We start from the raw sequence: 18,324 nt of genomic DNA on the forward strand, positions 1-18,324 counted from the left end.
GCGGATCGATGCTGCTGGTGGAAGGATGGAATACGTGGGAACTGCGTTGGCCGAAATGACTATGCCTCAGATCTCGCCGCTAAACGGCGAGCCGATCGAACGTGCCGATGCCGAGCGTCTTGCCGGGGTCCTCAAGGCCCTTGCTGATCCTGCTCGGTTGCGGCTGCTCAGCCTGATCCAGTCGGCCCCCGAGGGCGAGGCGTGCGTCTGTGACCTGACGGCGCCGCTCGGCCTCTCTCAGCCGACGGTCAGTCATCACCTGCGTATCCTCACCGAGGCTGGCTTGTTGCAGCGGGAGAAGCGCGGTGTCTGGGCGTACTACAGCCTGGTCCCGAGTGCGATCGCGACGATCGCCGACCTGCTGACCCCGCCGCGTAAGCGAGCCACCAAGAAGGCCCGCTGACGTAAGGCACTACACGCCGTCCCGAGCCGGGACGGCGTCCGGTGGCGAGCCAGGGGTGGCGCCACCGGTGGTTGACACCTGCTCGTCCCCGGTCGCACCACCGGAGGCCGGGTTCGACATGCCGACGGCCGACCCCCTCGCCAGGGGGCCGGCCGTCGCCGTACCTCAACGGTCCTGACCGTGCTCCGGGCGCTGGTGGCCGTGCTGGTGCCGGTCGTGGTCGAACGCCTCGCGGGCCGCCTCCACCGCGCCGGCGGCACTGGCCGCCGCGACCACCGCGACCGCCTCGCCGCGCTTACGAGCCCGCCGGTCGCGCAGGAACTCGAAGAAGATCGGCAGTACCGAGATCAGGATGATCAGGGCCACCACCGGCAGGATGTAGTGGTCGATCTTGTCGCCGATGGCCTGGTAGATCTGCTCGGCCAGCAGGTAACCGATCAGCAGGATGCCGTCCACCCAGAGCACCGCGCCGACGATGTTCCAGAGCAGGAACTTCCTGGCCGGCATGCCGAGCGCGCCCGCGACCGGGTTGAGGAACGTCCGGACGATCGGAATGAATCGCGCCAACACGACGGCCTTCGCCGGGCCGAATTTCTGGAAGTAGTACTCGGCCTTCTCCACGTACTCCTTCTTGAAGAGCCGGGAGTTCGGCCGCTCGAACATCGGCCGGCCGTACCGCGCGCCGAGCCAGTGCCCCAGCTGGGCGCCGACGATCGCGCAGATCGGCCCACCGATCAGCAGGCCGGCGAGGGAGAGGCGGGTGCCGTCGCCGAAGATCGCGTCCGCGACCGGTGACGAGGCGACCCCGGCGAGGAACAGCAGCGAGTCACCGGGGAAGAAGAACCCCACCAGCAGGCCGGTCTCGGCGAAGAGGATCACCCACACGCCGATCAGCCCGAAGGTCTGCAACAGATCCTTGGGATCGAGCGGGTTCAGGGCGACGCTCTCCACGAGAGCGCGGGTCTTCTCAGCTGTGTCCACGGCCACAAAGGGTACCGAAGCCCAGGGACCCGGCCGCGCCGGACCGGCCCGCACCACCCGCCCGCGCCGTGGGTCCAACGACGGCGCCCCGGCGTCGTGGGGTCAAACGACGGTGCCCCGCCGACCGTGTGGTCGACGGGGCACCGGTGGTGCGGGGTGGGTCAGGCGACGAAGCGGGTCCGGCGGCGCTTGGCCACCAGGTAGCCGCCGACGCCCGCGGCGAGCAGCAGCGCGCCGAGGCCGGCGATCAGGCCGGTGGACTGACCGGTGATCGGCAGCGAACCGCCGTCACCGTCGCCACCGCCGCTGCCGCCGGTCGCGTTCACCAGGATCTTGGCGACGTCGTTGGCCGGCTTCAGGTCGTCGGTGAAGCCCTCGCACTCGCACTTGGCGTTGATGGTGACGGTGCCCGCCGCGTTGGCGATCACCTTGTCGATCCGGAGGTCGATGTCGACCGTCTGCTTCTCACCGACACCGATGAAGACGTCCGGGTAGCAGCGGTAGAGCTTCGCGCCCGGCTTGCCGGCGTTCTCCCAGTCCTGCTGGTCGCCCTCGAGCGGTGCGCAGACCTCGGGGACCTTGACCGCGGTGGTGCCCTGCGGAACGGCAATGTCGATCTTCGTGACCGGCGAGCCACCCCGACTGAAGTCCAGCGCGGCCGGGCCGTCGTTGCGGACTCCGAGGGCGGCCTTGACCACGTCGCCGGCATCGCCGGTGAGCTGGGCGCCGAGCGCCACCAGATCAGCGCCGTTCTTGCCGTTGACCTTGATGGTCATGCTGGACCAGTTGTTCATCGGGTCGGTGTCAGCCTGGAAGCCGCGCGCCGCCACCTTGGACGGAGCCTCCGGAAGGCTCAGGACCGGACCGTCGCCGGGCTTCCCGACCGAATAGCCCCCGGCCTGGAGGTACGCGTTGAAGTCCTCGAACTCGGCGACGGTCAACCAGTTGTAGCCGCCGTACTCATTGCCCGGCGCGTAGGTGTCCTTGCCGAGCGTGTAGGACAGCGATGCCGACCGGGCCTTTCCGGCGGCGGTCACCTCCGAGAAGGCGCAGGTCCGCAGGCGACCATCGTCGTAGGTGCAGTTGCTGAACTGCTTGTCGGGGCGGATCGAGTGGTCCAGGTCGAAGACCGCGACCGCTCCCTTGGCGTCGGTCTTGCCGGCGTTGCTGAGCGTCAGCGGTGCGCTGAACGTGCCGCCAGGAGCGGACGAGATGTTGGTCTCCTCGCCCGGGGCGGCCAGGTCGACGCCCTCACCGACCCGCACCTTCGCGGTGTGGCTGGCCGGAGCCAGACCCTCGGCGCTGACCGTGACCTTGAGGTTGCCGGTGGCACCGTCGGCCGCCTTCGCGGTCGGCGTCATCACCACGCTGAAGAGGCCGCCGGAGGCCCACTCGTAGAGGTCGATCTCGAAGGGGTCGGTGCAGGCCAGAACGCCGGCCTCCGGCGTCTCGCAGCCCCAGGTCGACGAGTCGGGCGTGATGTCGACGACCCCGTCGAGGTTCCGGTAGTCGTACGTGACGGTGAGGCCTTGGACGACCACCGGCTCCGAGGCGAACAGGAGGGGTGAGTCGATCTTGCCCTCGGACCCTGCGGCGAGGGTGGTGTCGTTGAAGTAGGCGCCCAGTTCGATGGGCGCTTCCTCGGCGGCGACGGCCGGGCTGGCGGAGGCGGCGACGAACGCGCCTGCTACGCCCAGTCCGGCGAGCCAACGCCGGGTGGAGTGGGTGAGCATGAGGGGGGTTCCTCCAGTTGGGGGATCAGGTGGAGCCTGCGGATCTTAAGGAATCACTAAGGCTGGCTGTGGCCCCGAGACTCCCCCGACGAGCAAGACGAACCGAAAGGGTGATCAAGCACCACCGCAACGTCCGGCCCGCCCGCTCCCGCCCCTCACCACCTGCTGAGCGCACGGCCTGCTGTGGAACTCCGAACGACGGTGCCCCGCCGACCGTGGTGGTCGACGGGGCACCGGTGGTGCGGGGTGGGTCAGGCGACGAAGCGGGTCCGGCGGCGCTTGGCCACCAGGTAGCCGCCGACGCCCGCGGCGAGCAGCAGCGCGCCGAGGCCGGCGATCAGGCCGGTGGACTGACCGGTGATCGGCAGCGAGCCGCCGTCACCGTCGTCGTCGCCACCGCCGCCGCCGCCGTTACCGCCATCCGTGGAGGTCGGGTTGATGACGATCTTCGCGGTGTCGTTGCTCTTGTTCGGGTCGCCGGTCAGCGCGGTGGTGAAGACACCAGTGGCGTCCGGGACGACCTTGTCGATCCGGAGCCCGAACTCGTACAGGGACTCGAAGTCCTTGTCACTCGGGGTCTCGAGGACCTGGCAGGCGTACTCCCTGGCACCCGGCTCACCCCAGCCCGCGTTCCACGGGTCCCACTCCTTCTCCGGGGTGAACGGCACGCAGTCGAAGGGGGCCTCGACCACAGTCGTGTCGGCCGGGATGGACACCCGGACCGGCAGGTCCTCGAGCTGGATGCCCGGCGTGCCCTGGCCCAGGTACTCGAGCACAGCCGGCCCCAGGTTGCTGAAGCCCGGCGCGACGGTGACCACGTCGCCCTTCTTGCCACTCGCGGTGACGGCCTTGGTGGCCAGGTCGGCGTGGTTGTCACCGGTAACCCGGACGGTCCCGATGGTGAAGTTGTTCATCTGGTCCAGGTCGGTCTGCGGCACCCGGGCCGCAGAGGTGGCCTCGACCAGCCGCAGCTTCTCGCCCTTGCCGGGCTTGACGTCGTCCAGGAACCAGTCCTTGAACGCCAGGTCCCAGTCGTCAGTGGTCCACCAGTCGAGCGCGACCGGGAGTTCGGCGCCGGTGCGTGCCTCGGAGGTCACCTTGATCGGCAGATTCTCGGAGAGCTTGTACGACTTGCCCGGCTCGATCTTCGTGTCGAACGCGCAGAAGGCGACCGAACCCCACTCGTCCGACTTGCAGTTGGAGAAGTCTCCGCCGTAGGGGGCCAGGTACTGGGCCTGGACGACGAGGACGGCGCCCTCGACGGGGGTCTCACCGGCGTTGCGCACCACGCCCGGCAGAAGCGCGTTGCCACCCGGAGCGCCACTGGCCTCGACGGTCGGGTCGCTCACCAGGTCGACGCCCTCGGCGACGGTGATGTTCGCCGTCGCCTTGGCCGTCTTGCCGCCGGAGGTCATGCTGATCGCGAGAGCGCCCTTCTGCCCCGGCTTCGCGTCCTCCTTGCCGTAGACCTGGTAATCGAAGCCGGGCGAGTCGCCGTCCTCGATGTCAGCTTCGCAGTGCAGCTTGGTCGGCGCCGTGTCGCACGTCCAGCCCCACGCCGGCTCTACGGTGGCGAACCCCGCGACCGCCGACAGGTCGATGTCGACAGAGGTACGGCCGAACTTCGGCTCGGACTCCGTGTCGTTGGGCTGGGCGTAGAACCAGCCGTAGTCCATGTGACCGGGTGCGACAAGCAGATCGTGCGTGGCGATTTCGAATGGAGCATCGGCGGCTACGGCCGGGCTGGCGGAGGCGGCGACGAACGCGCCTGCTACGCCCAGACCGGCGAGCCAACGCCGGGTGGAGTGGGTGAGCATGAGGGGGGTTCCTCCAGTTGGGGGATCAGGTGGAGCCTGCGGATCTTAAGGAATCACTAAGGCTGGCCGCCGCCCATGCTGCCGCTCATCGATCAAGACCAGCCGAAAGGTTGATCGGGCTCGCCGCAATGTTCCGTCCGTCCACTCCCGTCATCTGAGGCAGGAGCCCCCCGGGAGGTGCAGTGACGTACGAGGAGTTCGCGGACACGCGGCTGGCCCCGCTACTGCGGTACGCGGTGATGCTGACCGGCGAACCGCACCAGGCTCAGGACCTGGTCCAGGAGACCATGGTCCGGGTCCAGCTCAACTGGCGTCGGGTCGCCCGCGCGGACTCGCCCGAGCGTTACGTACGCCGGATGCTCACCAACCAGTACGTCGACTGGCGGCGCGGCTCGTGGGTCCGCAGGGTGTTGTTGCGCGGGGAGCCCGACGCGTCGGTGCCGATGCCCACCGACCATGCCCAGTCCGCCGTGGACCGGGACCAGATCTGGTCCTGGCTGTCCCGGCTGCCGCGTCGGCAGCGGGCCGCGCTGGTGCTGCGCTACTACGAGGACCTGCCCGACGTCGAGATCGCCGACATTCTCGGCTGCGCCGTCGGGACCGTCCGTTCGTCCATCTCCCGGGCCCTGGCCACGCTCCGGGCCGAGTACGTGGAGGCGTGAACATGATCGAGGATGACCTGCGTGCCGCGTTCGCCCGGCACGAACCGTTGACCCCGTCGACCGGCCCGCTGCGGGTCGCGATCGACAGGCTCGCCGCCGTCCGCCGTCGCCGCAGGCAGCGGTTCCAGGCCGCTGGCGTCGTGCTCGCCGTGCTCGCCGCGCTCGGAGTCGGTGTGCCGCAACTGCGCCCCGATCGGCCGGTGGAGGGCTCGTTGTTGTTCGGTAAACCGGCTGGCGCGCAGTCCGGGGCGCTGAACGTCCTGCTGGTCGGTGTGGACGGCTTCGGGGAGGAACCGTCGTACCGGTTGGCGGACTCCGTCCTGCTGGTGCACATCCCCGCCGACCGGAGCCGGCCGTACCTCATCTCGTTGCCGCGTGACCTGGAGGTGTCGGTCCCCGGACGGGGGACCGACAAGCTCAACAGCGCGTTCTTCACCGGTGCCACCGAGGCCCGGCCCGACCTGGACGCCGGCTACGACCTGACCCGCCGGGTGGTCGCCGACCTGACCGGGGTACGCGTCGACGCTGGCGCGGTGCTGACCTTCGCGGGGCTGCGCCGGATCACCGAGGCCGTCGACGGGGTGGAGGTGTGCCTGCCGAAGGAGGTTCGGTCCTGGCACACCCGCCGGACCTTCCCGGCCGGATGTCAGCGGCTCGACGGCGCTGCCTCCGTCGACCTGCTGCGGCAACGGCGGTACCTGCCCGACGGCGCGTTCGACCGGGACCGTAACGCCCAGCGCTACGTGGCTGGGCTGGTCCGGCGGGCGGTCGCGCAGGACGTGCTGACCAATCCGGTCCGGCTCGCCGCGCTGTTGTCGGCGGCCGGTACGGGTCTGACTGTCGACGACGACGGCCTGCCGATGACCAGGCTGGTGGCGGTGCTACCCGAACTCAAGAGCGTCGAACCGGTGGGGCTCAGCCTCCCGGTCGGCCCGCCGGTGGACAGCTCGTCGCGGTTGTCGCTGGAACCGAAGCAGGGCCCGGCGTTCCTCGCCGCGCTGCGCGAGGATCGGTTGGCACAGTGGGTGGCGCAGCACCCGGAGCAGGTCAATCCGGTCCGCTGACGGACGAGGAGATCACGACGACGCCCCGCCGGCCCGGTATGGGTCGGCGGGGCGTCGGTCGGGTCGAGGTGGGTCAGGTGGGTGTCAGGCGGTGAAGCGGCTGCCGTGGCGTCGGGCGAGCAGGTAGCAGCCCGCACCGGTGACGAGCAGCAGGGCCCCGATGCCGGCGATCATGGTGGTGGGTGCGCCGGTGATGGGCAGCGAAGCACCGCCACCACCGCCACCGTCGCCATCACCGTCACCCTGGTCACCGCCGCTCTGGGCCGCGTTGACCACGATGGTGGCCTTGTCGTTGGCCGGCTTGATGTCGTCCTGGAAGCTGCCGCCGGCGGGGCACTCGCACGGCGCGTTGACCCGCACCGCACCCCGCGCATTGGGGATGATCTTGTCGATGCGTAGCCGGAACTTCGTGGTGTAGCTCTGCCCGGCCACCAGCAGCATCTCCGAGGCGCACTGGTACGTGCGGGTGCCCTGCCGCAACTGGCAGCTGTCGGGGACCTCGACGGCGGTGGTGCCCGGCGGCAGCTCCACGGCGGTGTGGGTGGCGGCCTCGAAGTCTCCGTTCGTCTTGTCGAGCGTCGCGGGGCCGTTGTTCCGGAAGCCCACGGTCGCCGTGACGACGGCGCCGGCAGTGCCCTTGAGCGTGGCGCCGATCGCCGCGAGGTCGGTGCCGTTCGTGCCGGTGGCCTTGATGGTCCACCCGGTGTAGTCGTTGCCGGGGGCGACGTCGGTCTGGTCGGCCTTCCGCATCCTGCCGCGTGCCTCGGTCAGAGTCAGCTTCGGACCGCTGCCAGGGGTGGCCGCCCGGGCGCCGACGGCTGCCCGTACCCGGGTCAGGTCCTCGAAGTCGGCAATGGTCATGAACTGGGCGTAGCCGGACTGGTTGGTCGGCGCGTACGTGTCCTTGGCGAGTTCGAGGTTCAGCGTGGCGACGAGCCCGGTGCCCACCGGGATGTCCTCGTCGAACTGGCAGGAGACCAGGTGGTCGTCGGCGTAGCGGCAGTTGCTGAACCGGTCCCTGGTGCGAATGGAGTAGCTGAGATCGAAGACCGCGACGAATCCGTTGACGACCGTGTCGCCGGAGTTGGCCACGGCCAGCGGCACAGTGAACTTTCCACCCGGCTTCGCGGAGAGGGTGGTGAACGGGCCGCCGGCCAGATCGACCCCCTCGCCGACCCGGACCTGCGAGATGTAGCCACCGCTCCGCCCGCCGGCCGCCTGGAAGCTGACGGCGATGTCCCCGGAGTCACCGAGCTGCGCGTCTTCGGTGAGGCCGAGGCGCACCTGCTTCGTCACGTTGCGGTAGGTCCCGCTGCCGATCGGCGGCACCTCGTGGAGGACGACGTCCTCGGGCTCCTCGCAGACGAGGACGCCCGCCTCCGGGGCGGTGCACTTCTGGCCGTCGGCGGGGACCACGGTGATCTTGTTGGCCAGGGAGCGGTAGTCGTATCGCACCGAGACGTCGGTGAGGACCGTCGGCTCGTCGGCGTACAGGAACAGGGCGCGGGTGGTCGGCGTCGCGCCGACCGCCAGGGTGGAGTCCTGGAAGTAGGGCTCGATCGTGGCCGCGGCGACGGCGGGGGTCGCGGAGGCGGCGACCAGCGCGCCTGCGGCGCCGAGACCGGTCAGCCAGCGGAGCGGGTGCGTGAGCATGGGGGTCCTCCCGTGGGGTACAGGTGGCGCTCGTCCAATCCGGCGACCGGATCAGCGGTAGTCGTCCTCGTCGCCGGTGACCACCCGGGCCTGCTCCATCGCGTCCCAGTCGCCGACCTCCAGGCCACGGTGCGGCTCACCGTCGACGTCGGTGGGGCCGGCGACAGTGGCCTGCTCGACCGCGTCCGCCGGGTCCGCCTCGGGGTCGCGTTCGTTGGGCGTGAGGTGGTCGCCGGGGATGAAGTCCTCGTCGGGCTGACCCATCGTCCCTCCCGGGGGGTCTCGGGGCACGGTTCCCACCCACCGTACGGGTTGGGCGGGCGCACCGCCCGGAAGCGGAGTAGGCGGAATCAGCCCTCGGCGACGCGACCCGATGCCAGGATGGTGCCGTGGGCTTCCTCATCAGACTGGCGATCACCGCGGTCGCGTTGTGGATAACCACGCTGATCGTGCCCGGGGTGGACGTGCACGGCCGCTCGGGTGGCAACACAGTGCTCACCCTGATCGTGGTGGCGCTGATCTTCGGCGTGATCAACGCGGTGCTCAAACCGGTGATCCGGGTCGTCGGTTGCGTGTTCTACCTGCTGACCCTGGGCCTGTTCGCGCTGGTGGTCAACGCGTTGCTGTTCCTGCTCACCGACCGGATCGCCAGCGGGCTCGACCTGCCGTTCCAGGTGGACGGATTCTGGCCGGCGTTCTGGGGAGCCATCGTGATGACCGTGGTGACCTGGTTGATCAGCGTTGTCGTGCCGGACAACCTGGACCGCCGGTGAACGGCTGACACCCGGGTCGGTTGTTCCGGCGCACCTCACCTACGGGATACTTCCGGGCGGAGGACAGCGCGGTCCGGCGCACAAATGAAGAACAGCGGCCAGCAGGCCGAGAGTGGTAAGTAAGGAGCGCATCACATGCCCATCGCTTCCCCCGAGGCTTACGCGGAGATGCTGGACCGCGCCAAGGCTGGCCGGTACGCGTACCCCGCGATCAACGTGACCTCCTCCCAGACGCTGAACGCGGCGCTCAAGGGCTTCGCCGACGCGGAGAGCGACGGCATCATCCAGGTCTCCACCGGTGGCGCCGAGTACCTCTCCGGCCCGTCGATCAAGGACATGGTCACCGGCGCTGTGGCGTTCGCCGCGTACGCGCACGAGGTGGCCAAGAAGTACTCGGTCAACATCGCCCTGCACACCGACCACTGCCCGAAGGACAAGCTGGACGGGTTCGTGCGTCCGCTGATGGGCATCTCGCAGGAGCGGGTGAAGCGCGGCGAGGAGCCGCTCTACCAGTCGCACATGTGGGACGGCTCGGCCGTGCCGGTCGCGGAGAACCTGCAGATCGCCGCGCAGCTGCTCGACGAGGCCGCCAAGGCCAAGATCGTCCTCGAGATCGAGGTCGGCGTCGTCGGTGGCGAGGAGGACGGCGTCGAGAACGCCATCAACGACAAGCTCTACACCACCACCGATGACGGCCTGGCCATGGTCGAGGCGCTCGGCCTCGGCGAGAAGGGCCGCTACATGGCGGCGCTGACCTTCGGCAACGTGCACGGCGTCTACAAGCCGGGCAACGTCAAGCTGCGTCCGGAGATCCTCAAGCAGATCCAGGACGCCGTCGGCGCCAAGTACGGCAAGGACAAGCCGCTCAGCCTGGTCTTCCACGGCGGCTCGGGCTCCCTGCTGAGCGAGATCCGCGAGGCCCTGGACTACGGCGTGGTGAAGATGAACATCGACACCGACACCCAGTACGCCTTCACCCGCCCCGTCGTGGACCACATGCTCCGCAACTACGACGGCGTGCTGAAGATCGACGGCGAGGTCGGCAACAAGAAGCAGTACGACCCGCGCGCCTGGGGCAAGGCCGCCGAGGCCGGCCTGGCCGCCCGTGTCGTCGAGGCCTGCGAGCACCTGCGCTCGACCGGCACCACGATGACCAAGTAACGACGTCCCACCGACGGCCGGCTCCCCGCACGGGGCGCCGGCCGTCGTCGTCAGCTCGTCAGCAGGCGTACGGCCTCGCGGACGTCGTCGGTGAGGTGGATCGTCGACGACAGGTCACCGAACGGCGACGCGGCCAGCAGCGGGCGCAACAGCGCCTCCACCGGCAGCTCACGGGTCCAGTAGGCGCGGTCCAGGAAGATGTACGCCCCGCTCGCGCCGTCGGTGCCGTAGTAGGTCTTCGTGGCCGCCTGGAACACCTCCTGCACCGTGCCCGCCCGCCCCGGCGCGAAGACGATGCCACCCCGGGCGAGCCGCAGAATGGTGTCCTCCCGGATCGCGTTCGAGAAGTACTTCGCGATCCGCCCGGCGAACAGGTTCGCCGGCTCGTGCCCGTACAGCCAGGTCGGAATGGCCAGGCCACCCGCACGCGCCCAATCCAGATCGTCGCCACGTTGCCGGGGCACGCCCGCGTACCGCTGCCGGACCGTCAGCGCCGTCGCCGTGTACCGGTGGTGGTCGGTGAAGTCGGGGGCGGTGGCCAGCAGGTCGATCGCCGCCGTCACATCGGTCGCCGGCCGGTCCGCCAGGTAGGCGCCGAGATTGGCGGCCTCCATCACCCCGGGGCCGCCGCCGGTCACCACCAGCCGGTCGGCCCGCGCCAGCTCCCAACCCAGCACGGCAGCCATCCGGTACGCGGGACTGCCGCGGCGTACCGCGTGCCCGCCCATGATGCCCACCACCGACTGCGGCCCGTGCGCCGCCAACCAGACCCGTGTGGCGTCGGCCAGCGCGTTGTCCACGCCGTGGTCGTGCAGCCGCTGACCCAGCGCCTCCTTGACGTCCGGCAGCGCGCCGCCGTGCGCCCGGTAGTGGTCGTACACCCGGGTGTCGTACATCCCGGTGAACCCGCCCTCGGCGAACCCGGCGGCCAGGTCGTCCGGGGTGTAGAGGTGCGTCGGCTGGGTCGGGTACGGCAGCCCCGAGAACGGCGGCACCACGTTCGCGCCACGCCGGACCAGGTCGGCGCCCACGTCCCGGGACGCGAACCGGCAACCGACGAAGAGGGTGCCGGCGACGTCCACGCCGGTCAGGTCGGGCACCGGCGCGAGGTCGAGCCGCAGGCCCTGCACGGTCAGCCCGGTCAGCCGGCCGGTGGTCAGCTGTTGATCGAACTCGGCCCGGGTCTGGATCTCACTGGCGTGCAGGTGCGGCTCGATTACGTCGGCGGGAGGTGGGGTCGGCACCCGGCCATCCTGCCCGTCCTCCGGGTCCGGCCAAACCTCGGGCCGGGGGTGGAACCGACAGGAGCCCGGTGGTCGTGGCCACCGGGCTCCTGCATAACCGGTTCCTGGGGAGGCTCCGGACCATTAGTTGTAGTGGAAAACACCAGGCAGCGGCATAGGCCGCAGGCGTGACCAACTCCTCAGCCGTTCAGCGGAACACGTCGGCCGACCCGCTCGCGTGTCGCCCCGTCCAGCGGGTTGAATGGGGCGATGCAGAACCTTTTGCCAGAGCCACCGGCCACCCGCCTGCCCGTGAACGACGAGGCCGACGCCGCCCTGGCCGCCGCCGACGAGGCCGGCACCGACGAGGCGTACGCCAACGTGGCGGCCGGCTTCCCGACCTACAGTGCCGCCTGGGCGGAGCTCGCGGCGCGGGCGTTCGCGCAGGGCCAGGTGGTGACGGCGTACGCGTACGCCCGCACCGGCTACCACCGGGGCCTCGACCAGCTGCGCCGCAGTGGGTGGAAGGGGCACGGCCCGGTGCCGTGGTCACACGAGGCCAACCGGGGCTTCCTCCGCTGCCTGTACGTGCTGTCCCGCGCCGCCGACGAGATCGGCGAGGCCGACGAGGCGGCCCGCTGTGCCCAGTTCCTGCGCGACTGCGACCCGGAAGCGGCGGACGCGCTGGCGAGCAACTGATCCCGCACCGGCGGCCGGCCCGACACCGGGCCGGCCGTCGGTGGGTTACAACCCTTCGGCGACTGCCGCGGCGATCTTCAGCCAGGCGTCCCGGGTGGCCGAGGAGAGCCCGCCGTACCGGATCGGCTCGCCACTGTCGATGAGCCGCTCGTACGGGGCCAGCAGCACCGCCCGGGTTCGGGCCGCGAAGTGCTCCTGGATGGCCGGCAGGTCGATCTCCTTGCGGGACGGCGGCATCGACACCACAGTCACGGCCTGACGGACCAGCCGTTGCCGGCCGCTCTGCTCCAGGTGGTCGAGCATCCGGGCGGCCGTCTCGGCGGAGTCGTTACGGGCCGACATGGTGACCACCAGCTGGTCGGTGGCGTCCATCGACGCCTGCCAGTTCTGCGCCCGGACGTTGTTCCCGGTGTCCACGAAGATCAACTTGTAGAACCGACTGACCACCTCGCGGATCTCGGCGAACGCGGCCGCTGTCAACATCTCGCCACCGGTGGCCGACTCGTCCGAGGCCAGGACGTCGAACATTCCCTCGCCCTGCGAGCGGACGTACTGCGACAGGTCGCCGACCCGCCCGTGCGCGCCCTGGAACTGCCCGAGGTCACGCAGCATGTCCCGCACGGTGCGGGAGTGGAAGTCCTGCTGGGCGCGCATCCCGAGGGTGCCCTGGGTCTCGTTGTTGTCCCAGGCCAGCACGTAGCCGCCGCGCTTCTGACCGAACGTCATGGCGAGCAGCAAAATGGCCACCGTCTTACCGGCGCCGCCCTTCGGGTTGACAACGGTCACCTGCCGCAGACCGCCGAAGTTGCGGCGCACCATCTCGATGTCCCGCTTGAGCTCCTGCTCGTGCCGCCCCGGTGAGAGCCGGAGCAGGCCCATCTTGTTGACCACCGCGCGGACACCCATCGTCGCCACCGGGTCGGCCGGTCGAACCTGGCGGCGTCGGGCGAAGTCCTCGGCGGTCGGAGCGGCGGTGGCGTCCGGTGTCCAACTCGCGTCCGGGTAAGCGGTCGCGTCCGGATACGCAGGGGCGGGCACCCGGGTCACCCCGTCGGCCTCCTGGTACGACTGCCCAGGCGTGCCGCCGGGCGAACCCTGCTGCCAGGGCGGTGGGTACCAACCCGGCGAGGGCGGGAACGGCCCGGGCGGTGGTGTCGCCGACCCGGCCTGCGGAGGAGTGTGCTGCGGTGCGGGAGGGCCGGGCGGCGGGGGGCTGAACTGCGTCAGGTCGGGCGGCGGCGGGATCTGCGCCGGGCCGGCCTGGCCGGGGATGGCCGGGGTGAACGGCTGCCCGGGGTGTGCCTGCGCGGGACCGACGTGCGGGACGACGGGCGGCGGCGGGATCGGAGGCGTCACGCCCGCCTCGTCGTGAGTGGGCGTGGCCGCTCCGGCCGGGCGCTGCGGCGGGTACGCCCACGGCGACTCGGCAATGGGCCGCGTCGGCCCGTCAGCGGACCCGTCCTCACCGGCCCCACCGGCCTGCGGCGCTGGTCCCGCCTGCGGTGCTGGTCCACCGGCCTGTGGTGGTGGCCCACCAGGCTTAGGCGCCGGGCCGCCGGCCTGCGACGCGGTTCCGCCGGGCTGTGGTGCCGGACCACCAGGCTGTGGTGCCGGTCCGCCGGCCTGCTGCGCCGGCTCGCCAGGCTGCGGTGCCGGACCGGCCACCGCGGGGCCTGCGGCAGAGGAGTCTGCCGGCGCGGGACCGGCGGCCGTCGCGCCGTCGGTGGTGGCGCTCGGGCTGGCGGCGGAGGCGGTGCCGGCTGGAACGGGCCGGTCGGTGGCTGCGGACCGGTCGGGGGTGGCTGCGGCCGTGGTGGGGCGGTCGGCGGCGCTGGCGTGATCCAGGGTGAACGGCAGGTTCAGGTCGACCCCGCCCGGTGCGATCGGGCCCCGGCCGCCGGGCTGCACCTGCGTCGCATCGCCGGTCTGGCTGGCCGCAGGACTGGCCGCGTCGTTCCCGGCGGGCCGGCCGTCCCTCGGCCCGGAGGTGGTGTTGGGTGCCGCAGCGGGGACGCCGGGGCCAGCCGGCCCACCGTTGCTCCCAGGGCCGGTCGCTGGCGGCGTCGGCTGGGCACCGGTCGTTTGCGGAGCGGGCGGTGGTGACCCGGCGGCCGGGTCGGTCGGTGGTGGCCAACTCGGCTGCGCCGGCGCCCAACCCGACCCGGTGCCGGACGGGCCGCTGGCCCCCCAACCTCCGGGCGCCGGGACGGCGCCGGTGAGCGACGGGTAGTCCGACGGCTTGGGCGGCGACTGGGCCGCAGCGCCGGGCTGGCCGGGAACCGGCGGTCGCCCGATCGGCGGCGCGGCCACCGGTGGCGTGACCGGCGAGGTCACCGGCGACGGCCCACCCCGCTGCTCGGCGACCGCAGCCCAGGGCGGCACCGCGCCCCGGTCGCCCGGATCTGGCGGCCAGAGTGGTTCGACGTCCCGCTCCGGCACCGGCTGCTGGCCGGGCACCTGCGCCCGGTCGGCGTTCTCGTCCATTACGGCCCTCCCCAGTCCTCCTGCGAGGATAGGCCCAATCGCCCAGCAGGGCCGATCGCGCAGGCAGGTCGGCCGGTCCGTGCGGTCGGCCTCAGACCGACCAGACCGCCCAGGCGCCCGGCTCGATCCACCAGGAACGCTTGCGGGTCAGCTCTCCCTCGACACCATCGTCGAGGTACGGCACCTTGCCCTCCCTGGGCAGCACCGACACCGCCCGCCCGCGGGCCCGCCGGACTTCGAGGCGTACCCGCTTGCGCCCCCACGCCGAGCGGACGACCACCGGCACGGCCACCGCGACCTCGACCTGGCCGTCGGCCGGGTCCGGCGCGGTCAGCAACGTCACGTCGTCGAGCGTCGCGTACCCGCCGGCATTGCCGACCGCGCAGGCCAGCAGCGGTTCCACGCCGTCGGTGAGGATCGTGTCGTCGACCTCCACCCGGGCGCGCCAGTGCAGCGGCCGGCCGGCGTCGTCGGCCGCGCCGAGGAGCGCGCCGTCCAGGGTCACCGAGCCGCCGTCGTTGCGCAGCAGGTCCAGCCGGCGCGGCGTGCCGTCCAGCACCGCGGTGGCCACCGCCACCGGGTCGCGGGGCAACCCGAGCTGCGCGGCCAGGTCCCGGTGGGTGCCGCCACGGGCCGGATCGAGCGGGAGTACGGCCACCGGCGGCAGGTCGGGCAGGGTGCGGTTGCCGGGCAGGTCCGCCGGGCGCTTGCTCGGCGCCGGGGCGTACCGCTTGACCAGCCGGCGCATGACGGCGCGCAACTGCCCGTCGCTGGCCGTGGCGACGACCAGCCGGGTCTTGCTGTCCGGGTCCGGCCAGGTGAGGCCGTCCGGACGGGGTGGGCCGTCGAGCCGGGCCAACACCGCGTCGATCTCCGCGTCGGAGCGGGCGGTGACCGTCTCCACCCGGGCGCCCCGGGCGGTCAGCGCGTCGGCGCAGGCCAGGACCGGCACCCGTGGCCGCTCCGTTGCGCACTGCTCGCTGTCGGTGCTGGCGTGATCGGTGTTCGCCTGGTCGGTGTCGGACTGGCTCGTCGGGGCGGTGTCGGCCCCGGTCGCGCCGCCGCAGCAGGCCCCGCCGCTGCCACAGCCCCCGGGAGCGTCCCGCTCCGAACCGAGGGTGAGCAGCACCACGTCGTACACGGAAGGAGCCTCCTGCCTCTCGACGCGACCCCTGCCGGCCACGCCGTCACTACTTGTTAACCTGACAACCCGGGCTCGCCGAGCGGTCGCCACCTGGCACCCGAGCCTTCTGGAGGCGGAAAAGATGCCAGCGATCGTGCTCATCGGCGCTCAGTGGGGCGACGAGGGCAAGGGCAAGGTTACCGACCTGCTGGGTGAGCGGGTCGACTACGTCGTGCGCTACTCCGGCGGCAACAACGCCGGCCACACGGTGATCACCCCGGACGGCCAGAAATACGCGCTGCACCTGATGCCGTCCGGCGCGCTCTCACCGAACGCGATGATCGTCATCGGCAATGGTGTGGTGGTCGACCCGAAGGTGCTGCTGGCCGAGATCGACGGCCTGGCCGAGCGCGGCGTCGACGTGTCCCGGCTGCGGATCTCCGGCGACGCGCACCTGATCATGCCGCACCACCGGGCCCTGGACCGGGTCATCGAGCGCTACCTCGGCTCGTCCCGGATCGGCACCACCGGCCGGGGCATCGGCCCGGCGTACGGGGACAAGGTCGCCCGGATCGGCATCCGCCTCCAGGACCTGCTCGACCCGGGCATCCTGCGCAAGAAGCTGGAACTCGCGCTGCGCGAGAAGAACCAGATCCTGTTCAAGGTCTACAACCGCAAGGCGATCGACCTCGAGGCGACCGTCGAGGAGTACCTGGCGTACGCGGAGCGGCTCAAGCCGTACATCGCGGAGACCCGGGCGATGCTCTGGGACGCCCTGGACCGGGGCGAGACGGTGCTGCTGGAAGGCGCCCAGGCCACCATGCTCGACATGGACCACGGCACCTACCCCTTCGTGACCTCGTCCAACCCGACCGCCGGTGGCGCCTGCGTGGGCGCGGGCATCCCGCCGACAGCGATCAACAAGGTCATCGCGGTGAGCAAGGCGTACACCACCCGGGTCGGTGCCGGGCCGTTCCCGACCGAACTGTTCGACGCCAACGGTGACCACCTGCGCAAGATCGGCGCGGAGTACGGCACCACCACCGGGCGGGAACGCCGGTGCGGGTGGTTCGACGCGGTCGTCGCCCGGTACGCCTGCCGCCTCAACGGCGTCACCGACCTGGTCATCACCAAGCTGGACGTACTCACCGGCCTGCCGAAGGTGCCGATCTGCGTCGGCTACGAGATCAACGGCGTCCGGGTCGACGACATGCCGATGAGCCAGACGGACTTCCACCACGCCAAGCCCGTCTTCGAGGAACTCGACGGCTGGTGGGAGGACATCACCAAGGCCCGCACCATCGACGACCTCCCGGAGAACGCCCGCCGCTACATCGCGAGGGTCGAAGAACTCTGCAACACGAGGGTGAGCGTCGTAGGCGTAGGCCCAGGCCGAGAAGAAAACGTCCACCTCCACCCCCTCCTCCCCTAACCCCCGCGGTCCCCGGGCCTCCCTCCGCGTTGGTCGAGCTCCGGTGATCATGAGGTTGACGTGGTATTCGATCTACAAGGGTCCCGTCAACCTCATGATCACTGAAGCGGCGGATGTCGTTGTCCACAGGGTTATCCACAGGCCTGGTGGTTGGTTGGTGGAGCGGCCAGCGTGGGCTTTGTGGATCGCGCAGAGCTCGTTCGCTCAATTGCTGCCGCCCAGGATGACCTGATCACCCGAGCGCAGGCGCTGGGAGCTGGCTTCAGCCGGCACGACATCGATCATCTGGTGGCGGTGGGCCGTTGGCGGCCACTTGCTCGAGCGGTTTATCTGACGCGCGGCCCGTACGGTGAACCACCTGCTCGTCGGTGTCGTATTCGTGCTGCGGTGCTCTCGCTGGGCCCGGCGGCTCACGCGGTCTTCGGCACCGCGGCTGAGCTGTACGGCATCGCCGGACTGCCGCGTCGGGACGAGATCCACGTGGCGCTGCCGGGCCGGGCGGCGAAGCTGGCGCGGGTGTCGGATCCCGCGGTCGTGCTGCACCAGCTCGAACACCCTCTGGGCACTGTGGTGCACGTGAACGGGATCGCGGCTACGGAGCCACGACTGACCGTCTCCGAAATCATCCTGAGGGAGCGGCGGTACCCGGCGGTCTCGGTGCTCGATTCGGCCCTCAATCGGAAGCTGCTCACGCCCGAATGTCTCGCCACCATTCCGGCACTGATCCGAGGTCGACGCGGTGCGGTCGCAGCACGGGGCTACCTTGCCGAGGCAGATGGCCGGGCGCAGTCTCCACTGGAGACCCGCGCTCGGCTGCGATGCGTTGACGGGGGAGTTCCGCCAGACGCGCTACAGCTGGAAGTGCGCGACGACGACGGCTATCTGCTCGGCATCGGCGACCTGGGCTGGCGCGTCCCGAGGCTGATCGCCGAAGCGGACGGCAGAGACGCGCACGGCGCTCCGGAAGCCGCCTATGCCGACCGCCGTCGCCAGAACCGCCTGGTCAACGCCGGCTGGACCATCCTCCGCTTCACCTGGCAGGACACCCTCCGCCCCGATTACATCCCCTGGACGGTCCGCCAAGCAATCGCAGCCCTCCAATCCCGTTGATCATGA

Annotated in this window: 16 protein-coding genes; 8 read left to right on the plus strand and 8 right to left on the minus strand. The window is 70.9% G+C overall.

Annotated elements, in window-relative coordinates:
• Positions 1–25: 25 nt before the first annotated feature.
• Entirely contained in the window at positions 26–403 is a 378-nt protein-coding gene (locus IW249_RS10065; RefSeq protein ID WP_030332125.1) for an ArsR/SmtB family transcription factor, read from the plus strand.
• Positions 404–568: 165 nt separating this feature from the next.
• Here the strand turns inward: IW249_RS10065 and IW249_RS10070 are convergent, their stop codons facing one another.
• The 3 genes from IW249_RS10070 to IW249_RS10080 all read right to left on the minus strand — a co-directional run bounded on the left by IW249_RS10070 (position 569) and on the right by IW249_RS10080 (position 4,934).
• Entirely contained in the window at positions 569–1,390 is an 822-nt protein-coding gene (locus IW249_RS10070) for a DedA family protein (RefSeq protein WP_196920491.1), read from the minus strand.
• Positions 1,391–1,545: 155 nt separating this feature from the next.
• Positions 1,546–3,117 (minus strand): LPXTG cell wall anchor domain-containing protein, encoded by a 1,572-nt coding sequence (locus IW249_RS10075; protein WP_196920492.1) that lies wholly within the window; start codon positions 3,115–3,117, stop codon positions 1,546–1,548.
• A 251-nt stretch (positions 3,118–3,368) separates the two neighbouring features.
• Positions 3,369–4,934: an LPXTG cell wall anchor domain-containing protein gene (locus IW249_RS10080; protein ID WP_196920493.1), complete on the minus strand. Its 1,566-nt coding sequence runs from the start codon at positions 4,932–4,934 to the stop codon at positions 3,369–3,371.
• A gap of 182 nt (positions 4,935–5,116) precedes the next feature.
• Here IW249_RS10080 and IW249_RS10085 point away from each other — a divergent pair, with 182 nt between their 5' ends.
• Complete coding sequence (locus IW249_RS10085; protein ID WP_196920494.1) at positions 5,117–5,596, plus strand: SigE family RNA polymerase sigma factor; 480 nt, start codon at positions 5,117–5,119, stop codon at positions 5,594–5,596.
• Positions 5,597–5,598: 2 nt separating this feature from the next.
• Positions 5,599–6,660, plus strand: a complete 1,062-nt coding sequence (locus IW249_RS10090) for an LCP family protein (protein WP_196920495.1) — start codon at positions 5,599–5,601, stop codon at positions 6,658–6,660.
• A gap of 84 nt (positions 6,661–6,744) precedes the next feature.
• On the opposite strand, the gene IW249_RS10095 is transcribed toward IW249_RS10090, so the two are convergent.
• Positions 6,745–8,313, minus strand: coding sequence for an LPXTG cell wall anchor domain-containing protein (locus IW249_RS10095; RefSeq protein WP_196920496.1), 1,569 nt, complete (start codon positions 8,311–8,313; stop codon positions 6,745–6,747).
• Between the two features lie 51 nt (positions 8,314–8,364).
• Positions 8,365–8,577, minus strand: a complete 213-nt coding sequence (locus IW249_RS10100; protein ID WP_196920497.1) for a hypothetical protein — start codon at positions 8,575–8,577, stop codon at positions 8,365–8,367.
• Between the two features lie 125 nt (positions 8,578–8,702).
• Here IW249_RS10100 and IW249_RS10105 point away from each other — a divergent pair, with 125 nt between their 5' ends.
• Positions 8,703–9,086: a phage holin family protein gene (locus IW249_RS10105; RefSeq protein ID WP_196920498.1), complete on the plus strand. Its 384-nt coding sequence runs from the start codon at positions 8,703–8,705 to the stop codon at positions 9,084–9,086.
• Between the two features lie 135 nt (positions 9,087–9,221).
• Positions 9,222–10,247 carry a class II fructose-bisphosphate aldolase gene (fbaA, locus tag IW249_RS10110; RefSeq protein WP_124853722.1) on the plus strand — a complete coding sequence of 342 codons (1,026 nt, stop codon included), beginning with the start codon at positions 9,222–9,224 and terminating at the stop codon, positions 10,245–10,247.
• Between the two features lie 50 nt (positions 10,248–10,297).
• On the opposite strand, the gene IW249_RS10115 is transcribed toward fbaA, so the two are convergent.
• Entirely contained in the window at positions 10,298–11,491 is a 1,194-nt protein-coding gene (locus IW249_RS10115) for an LOG family protein (protein ID WP_196920499.1), read from the minus strand.
• 249 nt (positions 11,492–11,740) lie between these two features.
• Here IW249_RS10115 and IW249_RS10120 point away from each other — a divergent pair, with 249 nt between their 5' ends.
• Positions 11,741–12,169 (plus strand): DUF3151 domain-containing protein, encoded by a 429-nt coding sequence (locus tag IW249_RS10120; protein ID WP_196920500.1) that lies wholly within the window; start codon positions 11,741–11,743, stop codon positions 12,167–12,169.
• Positions 12,170–12,214: 45 nt separating this feature from the next.
• Here the strand turns inward: IW249_RS10120 and IW249_RS10125 are convergent, their stop codons facing one another.
• The gene (locus IW249_RS10125; protein WP_196920501.1) at positions 12,215–14,653 is read right to left on the minus strand and encodes a chromosome partitioning protein; all 2,439 of its coding nucleotides are present in this window, start codon (positions 14,651–14,653) and stop codon (positions 12,215–12,217) included.
• Positions 14,654–14,744: 91 nt separating this feature from the next.
• Positions 14,745–15,794 (minus strand): diacylglycerol kinase family protein, encoded by a 1,050-nt coding sequence (locus tag IW249_RS10130; RefSeq protein ID WP_196920502.1) that lies wholly within the window; start codon positions 15,792–15,794, stop codon positions 14,745–14,747.
• A 124-nt stretch (positions 15,795–15,918) separates the two neighbouring features.
• Between IW249_RS10130 and IW249_RS10135 the strand changes: the two genes are divergently transcribed.
• A complete protein-coding gene (locus IW249_RS10135) occupies positions 15,919–17,208 on the plus strand; it encodes an adenylosuccinate synthase (protein ID WP_196920503.1) in 1,290 nt (429 codons plus the stop codon).
• A 171-nt stretch (positions 17,209–17,379) separates the two neighbouring features.
• On the plus strand, positions 17,380–18,318 hold the full coding sequence (locus tag IW249_RS10140; RefSeq protein ID WP_307788557.1) for a type IV toxin-antitoxin system AbiEi family antitoxin domain-containing protein: 939 nt from the start codon (positions 17,380–17,382) through the stop codon (positions 18,316–18,318).
• The last annotated feature ends 6 nt before the right edge of the window (positions 18,319–18,324 follow it).

The organism is Micromonospora vinacea, from assembly GCF_015751785.1.
Taxonomy (GTDB): Bacteria; Actinomycetota; Actinomycetes; order Mycobacteriales; family Micromonosporaceae; genus Micromonospora; species Micromonospora vinacea.